Origin of the sequence: Streptococcus sp. 27098_8_73, assembly GCF_041432495.1 — a bacterium.
In the GTDB taxonomy this organism is placed as follows: domain Bacteria; phylum Bacillota; class Bacilli; order Lactobacillales; family Streptococcaceae; genus Streptococcus.
Window position 1 is genome coordinate 1 of record NZ_JAPVZT010000004.1, and the last position, 12,265, is coordinate 12,265.

The 12,265-nt window shown below is 37.7% G+C and carries 12 protein-coding genes; 1 reads left to right on the forward strand and 11 read right to left on the reverse strand.

From position 1 onward, the window contains the following. Window positions 1-74: 74 nt before the first annotated feature. From ftsH to ychF, 10 genes are all read right to left on the reverse strand, one after another. Window positions 75-2,042, reverse strand: coding sequence for an ATP-dependent zinc metalloprotease FtsH (gene ftsH / locus O3651_RS03575; protein ID WP_371609592.1), 1,968 nt, complete (start codon window positions 2,040-2,042; stop codon window positions 75-77). A 17-nt stretch (window positions 2,043-2,059) separates the two neighbouring features. Continuing rightward, window positions 2,060-2,602 (reverse strand): hypoxanthine phosphoribosyltransferase, encoded by a 543-nt coding sequence (gene hpt, locus O3651_RS03580; protein WP_371609593.1) that lies wholly within the window; start codon window positions 2,600-2,602, stop codon window positions 2,060-2,062. A gap of 4 nt (window positions 2,603-2,606) precedes the next feature. Further along, window positions 2,607-3,884: a tRNA lysidine(34) synthetase TilS gene (gene tilS, locus O3651_RS03585; protein WP_371609594.1), complete on the reverse strand. Its 1,278-nt coding sequence runs from the start codon at window positions 3,882-3,884 to the stop codon at window positions 2,607-2,609. After that, window positions 3,881-5,164: a serine hydrolase gene (locus O3651_RS03590; protein ID WP_371609595.1), complete on the reverse strand. Its 1,284-nt coding sequence runs from the start codon at window positions 5,162-5,164 to the stop codon at window positions 3,881-3,883. Before O3651_RS03590 ends, tilS begins: the two co-directional genes overlap by 4 nt. Further along, complete coding sequence (locus O3651_RS03595) at window positions 5,157-5,285, reverse strand: SP_0009 family protein (RefSeq protein ID WP_125372373.1); 129 nt, start codon at window positions 5,283-5,285, stop codon at window positions 5,157-5,159. The genes O3651_RS03590 and O3651_RS03595 overlap by 8 nt, the downstream gene beginning before the upstream one ends. A 2-nt stretch (window positions 5,286-5,287) precedes the next feature. After that, on the reverse strand, window positions 5,288-5,656 hold the full coding sequence (locus O3651_RS03600; protein ID WP_045499867.1) for a septum formation initiator family protein: 369 nt from the start codon (window positions 5,654-5,656) through the stop codon (window positions 5,288-5,290). Then, on the reverse strand, window positions 5,649-5,915 hold the full coding sequence (locus tag O3651_RS03605) for an RNA-binding S4 domain-containing protein (RefSeq protein ID WP_005591371.1): 267 nt from the start codon (window positions 5,913-5,915) through the stop codon (window positions 5,649-5,651). The genes O3651_RS03600 and O3651_RS03605 overlap by 8 nt, the downstream gene beginning before the upstream one ends. Before the next feature lie 88 nt (window positions 5,916-6,003). Next, entirely contained in the window at window positions 6,004-9,507 is a 3,504-nt protein-coding gene (gene mfd / locus O3651_RS03610; RefSeq protein WP_371609596.1) for a transcription-repair coupling factor, read from the reverse strand. Further along, on the reverse strand, window positions 9,500-10,069 hold the full coding sequence (gene pth, locus O3651_RS03615; RefSeq protein ID WP_371609597.1) for an aminoacyl-tRNA hydrolase: 570 nt from the start codon (window positions 10,067-10,069) through the stop codon (window positions 9,500-9,502). The genes mfd and pth overlap by 8 nt, the downstream gene beginning before the upstream one ends. A gap of 72 nt (window positions 10,070-10,141) precedes the next feature. Continuing rightward, window positions 10,142-11,257: a redox-regulated ATPase YchF gene (gene ychF / locus O3651_RS03620; RefSeq protein ID WP_005592133.1), complete on the reverse strand. Its 1,116-nt coding sequence runs from the start codon at window positions 11,255-11,257 to the stop codon at window positions 10,142-10,144. A 165-nt stretch (window positions 11,258-11,422) separates the two neighbouring features. Here ychF and O3651_RS03625 point away from each other — a divergent pair, with 165 nt between their 5' ends. Continuing rightward, window positions 11,423-11,917 carry a DUF1307 domain-containing protein gene (locus O3651_RS03625; RefSeq protein ID WP_371609598.1) on the forward strand — a complete coding sequence of 165 codons (495 nt, stop codon included), beginning with the start codon at window positions 11,423-11,425 and terminating at the stop codon, window positions 11,915-11,917. 90 nt (window positions 11,918-12,007) lie between these two features. Here O3651_RS03625 and O3651_RS03630 read toward each other — a convergent pair whose 3' ends face one another. Continuing rightward, window positions 12,008-12,202, reverse strand: coding sequence for a DUF951 domain-containing protein (locus O3651_RS03630; protein ID WP_005591376.1), 195 nt, complete (start codon window positions 12,200-12,202; stop codon window positions 12,008-12,010). Window positions 12,203-12,265: the final 63 nt, after the last annotated feature.

A 12,265-nucleotide genomic window follows, 5' to 3' on the forward strand; every position in this document is an offset into this window, starting at 1 on the left:
TTAGGCTTTAAAGAATAAAAAAATAGCTTGATTACACAATTAGTAATCAAGCTATTTAATAAGAAAAGCATCTCTTAATTTTCTTCCATTTTGGATTTTATTTCATCATAGGAAAGGGCATGCGCTTCTCGTTCCAAATCTTTTTCAGATTCTTCTGGCATATGACCTGTTTCATAGAGAGATTTAATTTGGGTGCTATCAAGCGTTTCGTATTTAAGCAATGCTTCTGCAATCAATTTATGGGTTTCACGATTTGCTTGAATAATCTCAGCTGCCTTGTTTCGTGCTTCATTTAATAATGAACGAACTTCCTCATCAATCTCATAGGCTGTTTGTTCTGAAATTGATTTTTGAGGACTTTGTGCACCAAACATAGCATGGTTACCTTCGTATTGGACTGGGCCAAGTTTTTCACTCATACCGTACTCAGTGACCATTGCACGCGCCATTTGTGTAGCTTGTTCAAAGTCATTTGAAGCCCCTGTTGTTTGCACATTAAAGATGATCTCTTCAGCTACACGACCACCCATGAGACCAGCCAATTGCTCTTTCATGTCTTCTTTAGACAGAAGCATTTGGTCTTCTTTAGGCAGGGCAATCATATATCCGCCAGCACGACCACGAGGCACAATGGTTACCTTGTGTACGACACGCGCATTGGACAAAACAAGTCCGACAATCGTATGCCCTGCTTCATGGTAAGCGACAACCTGACGATCACGCTCTGAAACAGTTTTATCTTTTTTAGACGGTCCTGCAATCACTCTGTCTTCAGCTTCATCAATATCATCTGCATCGATGACTTTTTTGTTACGACGAGCTGCAACTAGAGCTGCTTCATTCAAGACATTTTCCAAATCAGCACCAACAAAGCCAGGTGTCTGCTGAGCAACTAGTTTCAAATCAACGTTCTTAGCCAGCGGTTTATTCTTAGCATGAACGCGAAGAATAGCTTCCCGACCCTTCACGTCAGGACGGCCAACCAAAACTTTTCTGTCAAAACGACCTGGACGTAGAAGAGCTGGATCAAGAACATCCGAACGGTTAGTAGCCGCAATGATAATGATTCCTTCATTGCCTTCAAAACCATCCATTTCAATCAAGAGCTGATTAAGAGTTTGTTCACGTTCATCATTACCACCGCCAAGGCCAACACCACGCTGACGACCGACGGCATCAATTTCATCGATGAAGATAATAGCAGGAGCCGCTTTTTTCGCATCTTCAAATAGAGAACGAACACGGCTTGCTCCGACACCTACGAACATTTCAACAAAGTCAGAACCTGAGATGCTAAAGAAAGGAACACCTGCTTCACCAGCAACTGCCTTGGCAAGCAAGGTCTTACCAGTCCCTGGAGGGCCTTCCAAAAGAACACCTGCCGGAATACGAGCACCCAGCTTAGTATAACGTTTTGGATCTTTTAGGAATTCAACAACTTCAACAAGTTCTTGTTTTTCCTCTTCTGCACCAGCGACATCTGAGAAGCGTACTTTGATATCTTCTTTATTGGCCGCACGAGCTTTGTTGCGTCCAAAATTCATAGCACCACGAGCACCGCCACCGCCTTGATTCATCATAGACATAAAGATGAAGGCGATGATGATAAATGGAACCAAGGAGATCAAAAGATTAATCCACATTCCACTGGAGCTTTCACGCTTAATAGTCACTTCTGTCTCATGCTCAGCAGCTAGCTTTTGCAAATCAGAAACTGTTGTATCTGATGGCAAAACAACACTAGTAAATCTGCTAACTTTTGAGATTTCCGGACTGAAAAACAGGATTCCTGTCGTATCTTTTGATTTTTTAGGTTTTTTATAAGTACCTGATACCTCGATAATACTACCATTTGGCTGGTAGCTCATCTCTGTAACATTATTATTTTGGATTTCTTTTACTAATTGGCTGTAGTTGATTTGCTGGCTACGACCTGTCGCATTTCCTGTAAAGAAATACTGAAAACCTGTAACAAGGACTACAATAATTAGAATATAGAGAAAAGGATTTTTTATAAAACCATTATTTTGTTTATTTTTCATTTATATCTAGTAAACCTTTATTTTGTATAAACTTCTTCTTTCAAGACACCTACATAAGGAAGATTGCGATAATACTCATCATAATCTAGTCCGTAACCTACTACAAATTCATTGGGAATTGTAAAGCAAGTATAGTCTGCCTCAATGTCAACAATGCGTCCTTCTGGCTTATCCAACAACGTAGCAATTTTTACAGATGCTGCATTTCTTTCTTTGAACAAATTACACAAATTCTTCAAAGTTTGGCCAGTATCGATAATATCTTCGACAAAAAGAATATCACGATCAGTAATATCTTGATCAATATCTTTGATAATATTAATCACGCCACTACTAGTTGTACCGCCATGGTAACTAGACACCAGCATAAAATCTAATTCAAGATCTGTATCCACGTGTTTGATTAATTCGGCCATAAAAGGAACTGAACCCTTCAAAATTCCTACAAAAATAGGCTTTTTACCTTGATAGTCTACTGTCAGCTGTTGGCCCAATTTTTTTGCCGCTGCTACGATTTCCTCATGAGAAACCAATACTTTTTTAATATCTTGTTCTAGCATAATTTTACCTATCTAATTTCTGAATATAAAGTACAGTACTCATTATATCACTTTTTAATTCCTTACTCAAATCACTGATAGCGATATTTACAATTGCCAAAATCTGCTGATTTTGCTCCACAATAATCGCTTTTTCGCGTTCTTCAAATGGAATTTTTTGATCAATGAATAGCCGACGAAGTTTTTTGTAATGTCCTTTCAAACGAAGACAATCACCTGTTTTCCTGCGACGTAAAAGAAGTGGTGTTTCACGTGAAACTGTAATTGCTTGAACATTTTCACCCTCCAAAGGAGTGCCAAATGAGAATTGATAGTCCCCAAATTGAAGTTGATTACCACATTCTAACAGAATTGACTCCACTTTCAAATCAGACCTACGACTGATTTTTCTGATTTCAAAATGCTTATAATCTTTCACCAACTCATATTCATCCTTTAAAGGGTGGATGTAATTAGCCTTGGTTCGTAAGATTCCTAAGATTTCTTCAAATTGCTTTTTATTTATATTTAAGGAAGAAAATTTCTTTAAATATTCCTGCAGGAGAAAATTTTGCACTTCTGGAATTTGCCGCTCAAACACTTCAAGATTTGTAACGTCCAATCCCTGCGTCAGATGAGACAGAGCTGTCTGTAAGTTCTCAACTTCTTTCCCTAAAGAAATCAGAGAATCCTTAAAGCGTGGATTTTCCTTTTCAAGACTGGGAAAATAAAGATTGCGAATCCGATTTCTGAGATAGTCATTTTGAAGATTGCTCTCGTCTTCAAAATGCAAAATATCAGGAAAGTCTTGCTTATGAAAATAAAGCAGAGGTCGGATTAATTCGCCATTTGCAAAAGGTTGAACCTCTGTCATTCCAGACAAGTGGCGCAGCCTTGCCCCTCTTAATAACCTCATAAACACCGTCTCGGCCTGATCATCAGCATGGTGAGCCGTTACCAATGCCGTGTAGCCTTCTGCCAACATGATTTCTTCAAAAAAACGATAGCGAAATCGCCGAGCTTTTTCCTCAGAAAAATCACCTGAAAAATTTGAGCTGAAAAATTTCACACCAAGTTGCTGGGCAAAATTTGACAGCTCTTTTTCTTCCATATTTGACTCTGGTCGTTGCTTGTGGTTGACATGCACTATGCCCAGCTCAATCTCTAGCTCTTCCCTGTTTTTGTACAAAAGATGGAACAAGGTCATCGAATCCAAGCCACCAGAAACTGCTACCAGCACTTTTCGATGATTTTGAAAATACCGCTTTTCCTGCATTTGTTTGCGAAACTTCTGATCGATCATTTCAGAACTCCGTACACATCATCTGCAATTTTAGAAATTGTATCGTAATCCGAATTATTCGTAAGAATAGCAATGATAAATGGCGAATCCGCATACACAATAGCGACATCATGCTTAAAGTCATAAGCATCACCGATTTTATGGGCAACTTTTACATTGATGTTTTTAGAAATTCGCTGATTATCATAATTTGTTTGAGATAAGGCATCGACGATCATGCCATTTTGCTTATAAATGGCTTCCATAACATTTCCTGCCATTCGAGCTGAAGCTTGTCTGCTTTCCACATCCCACTTTTTGCCCGCAATTTTTTCAATAGTATTTTGAAACTGGCTATCAGATTGATTGCTTGTATAGTAGGCAAGGATATTGTGAGCTACATTATCCGATTCTTTTGCTACACCATTGATTAAGTCCTGCACAGAATATTCCTTATCATTTGCTGATTTGGAAATACTGCCGCTTCCCTCAGGGTCATAGGCACCTGCAAAATCATTGACAGCCGCTGTATATTTTAACTTTTTATCCAAGGAAAGGCTATGATTGTTCAGTTGCTCCTGCGCATAATAAAGATAAGGAATTTTCGTAACACTGGCTGAGTACATTTGTTGATCTGGATTAATGCCTGCTTCTTTGCCCGTTTCTAGCTGTTTTACATAAATAGAAAAGTCAGCTTTTTTGTACTTAGAATTTAAAAGCTCCTGAACCTTTTCCATCCGATTATCTTCTTGGGAAAGAAAATCAACAGAAACCCAACCTTGACCTTCAATTTTAGCATATTCTCCCTTAGCTGTTTGAGCAATTTGTACCACCTTTACTTTGCTATAAGCAGGTAGTTTAGCTGCAATCTTTTTAGAAGAATTGATCGGGATAGTATCGTAGAGCGCATAGTTAGGAGCTAGCCATCTTTCCTGATTGACACTTAGAATAGACTGAACCGTATCCTCATAAATGCTATTCTTATCTGCAATTACAAACTGGCCATTCTTTAATTTAAAGATAGGAATCCCAGCTTCATTCACGTGCAACTCTGTCAGCTCTAGTGGCTGATCCGGCAAAAGTTTCCCAGCTACCTTAGTCAAAGTAGCATCTGTAAAAGTAGGCGTTTCTTCATAAACATTAGGATTTGTAGGGATACTCGTATGGTAACGGCCATAAGCTGTACCTGTCAGCTGATACTTTTCTTCTTCGTCTAAAACAAGTTCCTTTTCAGTACTGATTGCTGTTTGACTGCTCCATAAGGCTGGCAGTAAAAATATCAGCAAAAGTAACTTACGCATGACCTCCCCTTTCCTTTTTTGTTTCTTGAAGTTTTAAAGCTTGATTCTTTTCGGATAATTCTGCTAGTTTTTCATCCGAAAAAGATAAAAATTTCTCTATATTTTGAAGTAAATTTTCCATGATTATTGTGGTAATAAATCTGGTGTTGTGTAAATGTATTCTCCTTCTTTTGAAAAAGAATACTTGGCACGAGCATATTTGGCAGCATAGCTGTCATCTTTCAACTTGGTTGCAATATCAGACTGATAGCTCTTTTCTTCACCTAATTTTTCATATTTTTTTTGTAGTTGTGCATATTGAGCACGACGATTAAGTAAAGTTTCGTAGCTCTGGTATAAATTATAAGCTGGAAGGATAAAAAGTAGCATGACTAAAATTAGAACCCATCCCATAAAACGATTTCGCTTCCGACGTTCCTCATCGAGGTATCTGCGACGCTGATTTTCATCTTGGATAAAGCGATTATTTATTTGAACAATATTTCTAGACATTTTCTTCAATCCTTGTCTCACTGATAATTTCATACATTTTAGCAGCATCTTCTTTTTTAGTGCTGTCTTTCATTTCTAGCACCCGCACTGTTAACAGCTTATTGCCAAAACGAACTTCAATTTGATCATTGATTTTCAAATCTGTCGAACTTTTTGCCAGGATTCCATTTACCTTGATACGGCCTTTATCTGCTACCTCTTTAGCTACAGGGCGTCGCTTGATAATACGTGATACCTTTAAATATTTGTCTAATCTCATAGTCTTTTCCTCGATTTTCTCTTAATATTCTATCATTCTTTTGAAAGAAACAAAGCTAAAAAGCTGAAATTTTACCGAATTGTAATGTTTATTCAGCTTTTCGATTCTTGATTTCTACCAGTTTTTCACCAAAGTTCAGCAAGTTTTCCAAAATCTCGAAATCTTTTTTATTCCGAACATCAAAAACGACTTCAATCAAGCCTTGTTGCTCACCAATTCGAGCCTTTAGATTTGTCGCTGACAAGGCTTCAAAATAATCCTGGGTTAGATAGATTTGCTGAGAAATTTTTTCAAAACGAATGATGACAGATTCATGCTTTCGCTCAACAAGTGCCACAAAGGCTTGATCAAGATAGGATTTGACTAAACCAATCTCTAGTAGGTAAGCCACTACATCTGGATATTCTCCAAAGCGATCGATCAATTCATCTTGTAGATGTTCATAGTTTACACGATTGTCAATTTCACGAATTCTCTTGTAAACCTCGATTTTCTGACGCTCATCAGAAATATAATCACTTGGAAGATAGGCATCAATTTGAAGATTGATTTCAGCGTTGCTTTTTTGACGCTTGGTTTCCTTACCTTGCTTCTTGGCAATGGCTTCTTCTAAAAGCTGAGAATACATTTCAAATCCTACAGAATCAATGAAACCTGACTGTGAACTTCCTAAAATATTTCCTGCTCCGCGGATAGACAAATCCCTCATCGCAATCTTGAATCCAGATCCTAACTCAGTAAATCCTTTAATGGCTTCTAGTCTTTTTTCTGAAACTTCAGTCAGAGATTTATCTGGTCGGTACATAAGATAAGCATAAGCGATTCGATTGCTGCGGCCAACTCGACCACGAAGTTGATACAAGGTTGACAGCCCCATATGGTCAGCATTTTCGATAAAGAGAGTATTTGCATTTGGAATATCGACACCAGTTTCGATGATCGTTGTTGTAACTAAAATATCGTATTCGCCATTCACAAAGTCTAAAAGGGTATTTTCTAAACGCACCTCTGTCATCTGTCCATGAACATAACCAATTGAAGCCTCTGGAATCAACTCTTTTAATTCTGAAACTTTTTGCTCAATGGTGTCAACTTTATTGTAAAGGTAGTAAACTTGTCCGCCTCGGTCTATTTCACGTAAAACCGCATCCCGAATAACCGTCCTATTATTCTCTAAAACATAAGTTTGGACTGGATAACGATTTGTCGGTGGTGTTTCAATGACCGATAAATCTCGAATACCTAGCATTGACATATGAAGGGTTCGTGGAATAGGGGTGGCCGTCAAGGTTAGCACATCAACCTTCTTTTTTAGTTCCTTCAACTTTTCCTTATGCTTGACACCAAAACGCTGCTCTTCATCTATCACCAGTAGCCCCAAATCGGAGAATTTTACATCTGCTGATAGGAGGCGATGGGTACCGATAATAATATCAATCTGCCCTTTTTCCAATTTTTCCAGAGTCTCTTTTTGCTCCCCTTTACTTCTAAAACGACTGAGAACATCGACATTCACGGCAAAATCATTGAAACGTTCTTTAAAGTTTGTGTAGTGTTGCTGAGCTAAAACAGTGGTCGGAACTAAGATAGCCACCTGTTTATGATCGTTGACAGCCTTAAAAGCAGCCCTCATAGCTACCTCTGTCTTCCCAAAACCAACATCGCCAACTAAAAGTCGATCCATTGGACGGTCGCTCTCCATATCCTTCTTGATTTCCTGAATGCTTCTGAGCTGGTCATCTGTTTCCACATACGGAAAAGCATTGTAAAACTCTACTTGATGCTGGTCGTCACTAGAAAATTGGAAACCTTTTAATTGACTACGCTCTGCATATAATTTAATAAGGTCATCGGCAATGTCTTCAACCTGATGTTGTACTTTTTGCTTCGTTTTTTGGAAACGCCCATCATTTAATTTGTTAATTTTAGGTGCTTTTCCATCGCTAGCTACATATTTAGACAGAAGGTTGATTTGATCCACCGGAATGGAGATACGATCCGCATTTTGATACTGAATCGTCAAATAATCTCGGTGAACTCCTGAAACTTCAATCGTTTCAATTCCTAAATAGCGACCAATACCATGGATATTATGAACTACATAGTCGCCTTTTTCCAGCTCATTATAGTCTTTCAACCTTTCAGCATTGGAAATATTCTGACGACGAATCCTACGTTTGATTTTTTTCTGAATCATCTCATGTTCAGTAATCAAAACGATTTTTTCATCGACAAAATTAAATCCTTGAACTAGATTTCCTTCTATAAGCTGAACAGCTTTTTCATGGATGTCTTTGTCCTTGATGTAATCTAAATGAATCTCATAATCCTGTAAAGTTTTATGTAAACTTTGTAAACTTGAGGCTGAATTTGCCTGCAAGACTACCGTATAGTCTGATTTCCTAAAGCGATTGATTTCTTCTTTTAAAAGAGGAAACTGACTAAAAAATTCCTGCATTGGATATTGATTGAATTGATAAAGTGCATCAAATTTTAGATTTCCTAAGCCTTTATGAAAGTTAGAAAAAAATGTAGCAGGTTTATATTTACGATAGTCCTGATAGTTATTTGCAAAGTATTGTTGATTTGACAGTGCTTTACCATTTTGTAAATCATCTGTCAATATGTTGGCAACTTCTAATTCAAACTGGGCATGCTTGTCCATTATCTTTTGAAAATCATCAAAAAATATAGGAGTGTGAGTTGGTAGATAGTCTAAAATAGTCCATTCTTTCTTATAAAAAAAGGAAAGAAATTTGCGAATATCTGCATGATGAGATTGCTCTCTAACAGAGCTTAATACTTCTTCTAAATAGGATTTTAAAGAAGGATCAATAACCGTAGAGAGGGACGCTTCTAGATTTTTCTGTCCCCTTGCATAATCTTCTTCTGTCAATAGAAGATCTGTAACAGGCTCTATCAAAATCTGTTCCACATTTTCAAGAGAAAGTTGATTTTCAGGATTGAAAATCCTTATGCCATCAATCTCATCTCCAAAAAACTCTATCCGATAAGGATATTGAGCCGAGCGTTCAAAAATATCTAGAATATCCCCTCTCAGACTATACTCTCCTTGACTGAGAACCTGAGAAACCTTTTTATAACCATTACTTGACAAGGACTTTACTAGGTTGTCAAGGTTATATTCTTCAGTAACAGAAAGGATAAGCTCAGATTTTTTAAAAATATCAGGCTGGGGCAAGAATAAGCGACTGGCTGCGACATTGATGATCAGAATCCCATTCTTCTCTTTGTCTGATAAAAATTTCATGGCCTCTAATCGGGCAAAGATTTTTTCTTGAGATGAAAAAACAAACTCAGCCAAAGGTGTATCATCTGCCAGAAAAGTATAAACTTTTTCTTCTCCCAACAAAGAAAGCAAATCACTAGCCAGACGCTCTGCTTCGTTTTGACTTGAAGTGATGACTAAGATTTTCTCCTGCTCTTCTAAGCTACTAGCAATCGCTAAAGCCTTTGTTGAAGCTGAAAGTCCCATCACTAACTGACGGGTCTTTTTTTGCAATTGTTTCTTCCAGTCTACAATTTGTTGGTTTCGACCAAATAGATCAAGTAGTGTCATTTTCTTATCCATTGTATTGTTGCATGGTATGCTCAAAATTCTTAGTTTGTAAATAATAATTTACAGCACTGTCAACTTTATCTAATGTATTTAAAATACTGATATAATCTTCCTCATCAAATTTTCCTAAAACATGATGAATAACTGACATATTATTTTTAGGTCTTCCAATGCCAATTTTCACTCGCTTGAATTCCTGTGTTCCAATATGTTTAATGATGGACTTAATACCATTGTGTCCGCCAGCTGAACCTTTGGTACGAAGACGAATTTTCCCAACTTCCATATCCAGATCATCATAAATAACGAGTAAGTCATCTATATCCAAGCCGTAGTAAGTGAGCAGGGCATGGACTGCTTTCCCACTTTCATTCATAAAAGTAGTCGGTTTTACAAAATAGACTTTTTCCCCATTCAAGAAAGTTGAAGTAATGTCTGCTTGAAAAATCTTATCTGCTGTAAACTTTAGATTTAATTCTTTACACATTTTGTCAACTAACATAAAGCCAACATTATGTTTGGTCTCAAAATATTTATCTCCTGGATTTCCTAATCCAACAATTAATTTTGTCATTTTACCCCTTTATAAAAGCCAAAAGGGCTGGAAATTTCTTTCCAACCTATGTATTTTAAATTTACACTTGATTTACACATTAAAGCGGAATTCCATAATATCGCCATCTTGAACGATATATTCTTTTCCTTCTTCACGCAAACGTCCAGCTTCTTTTACAGCCTTTTCAGATCCATATTTTACCAAATCATCATAAGACATCGTCACTGCACGGATGAAACCTTTCTCAAAGTCTGAATGAATGATACCAGCTGCTTGAGGGGCTTTCATACCACGCTTGAAGGTCCAAGCTCGGACTTCCTTTTCACCAGCGGTAAAGTAGGTTCCAAGTCCCAACAAATGATAGGCTGCACGTGTCAACTTGTCTACACCTGACTCTGTCAAGCCAATAGCTTCCAGAAATTCTGCCTTGTCTTCATCGTCCAGTTCAGAAATTTCTTCCTCGGCACGCGCAGAGATGACAACAACCTCGGCATTTTCTGTAGCTGCAAATTCACGAATCTGCTTCACATAGTCAATATTGTCTGGATCTGCAACCTCATCTTCACTGACATTGGCCACATAAAGCACAGGTTTAGTTGTTAAAAGAAAGAGACCCTTGACGATTTTTTGTTCTTCTTCTGTAAATTCAACTGTCCGAGCTGACAGACCATCTTCCAGAACAGGTTTGATTTTCTGCAAAACATTAAATTCTGCAACTGAGTCTTTGTCTTTTTGGGTACGAGCCATTTTCTCAACACGCGCATAGCGTTTGTTAATGCTTTCCAGATCGGCCAAAATGAGCTCCAGATTGATGGTCTCAATATCAGCCATAGGGTCGACGAAATCAGACTCACGGCCCTGTTCCCGCATGACATTTTCATCATCAAAGGCACGGACTACATGGACGATAGCATCCACTTCACGGATATTGGCCAAGAATTTATTTCCCAGACCTTCTCCTTTTGAAGCTCCCTTTACAATACCAGCAATATCTGTAAATTCAAATGTAGTAGGAACCTTCTTTTGAGGTTTAATCAATTCTGTTAATTTGTCCAAACGAGCATCTGGCACTTCTACCCGACCGACATTTGGATCAATGGTCGCAAAAGGGTAGTTAGCAGCTTCTGCACCTGCTTTTGTAATTGCATTAAATAAAGTTGACTTGCCCACATTAGGCAGTCCCACAATCCCTGCTGTTAAAGCCATTCGTATCTTCTCCATTCATCTTTTCAATCCAAACCATTATACCATAAATCCTTATCCTAAACAGCGGATTTGAATGAAAAATTTCCTGCTTTCTGGATAGAAATAGAAAATATTTCTGCAAAAAATGATATAATATAGTTAATATTTTGATAAAAGGAGTTAGCCATGAAAAAAATGACAATGAAAACCTTTGTTCTTTCTTTCTTGACGATGTTTACTTTACTTTTTTTAGCTGCCTGCAGTAGCAGTCCTAAAAAAGCCTATTTTCAGTTGATTGATCAAAAGACCAAGCAAGACAGTCGGATCACTCTTGAGTACAAGGGCGATGATTTGCTGAACAATGAAACCAGCAATGTTTTCTATTATGAGCCTATCGGATTGACAAAAGATACCGCCAAAGAACAAATTGGAGGCTACATGCAAACGCTGGAAAATATTAAAGGACTTACTAATACAATCGAGTATAAAGACGATCATTTGACGCAAAAGATGACGATGGATTTTAGCAAGGCAGATATTTCAGAACTGAAAAGCAAACAACTTATCCAAACAGATGGAGACCAAAAAGCTAATTATATCAGTTATAAAGAAACGGTAAAATCTCTTGAAGCTTCTGGTTATAAAGAAGTCAAAGACGGCAAATTTGAAGAACTTAAATAAAAGCAGAAAACGGATAAGACTTTCTTAGTCTTATCCGTTCTTTGTTGATGAGGTAGCTCATTCAAAATCAAGCTAAGTCTAAAATATGGACTATTCAATGACCTTCTTCATTTTTCTTTCAAAATCATATCTGCTCATCATGACAACGTGTTCGCAGTTGCTGCAGCGAATCTTGATATCTGCTCCCATGCGGACGACTTCCCAACGATTGGCTTTCTTGCCCGTCGACTTAATGGTACAGGCATGGGGCTTTTTCATTTCTACAAAAGTTCCAAGTTCGTACATCTTCTCTCCTTTTGACAATCTTTTTTATTATCTTAAAAATACAGATTAGCGCTTCTCTCAACC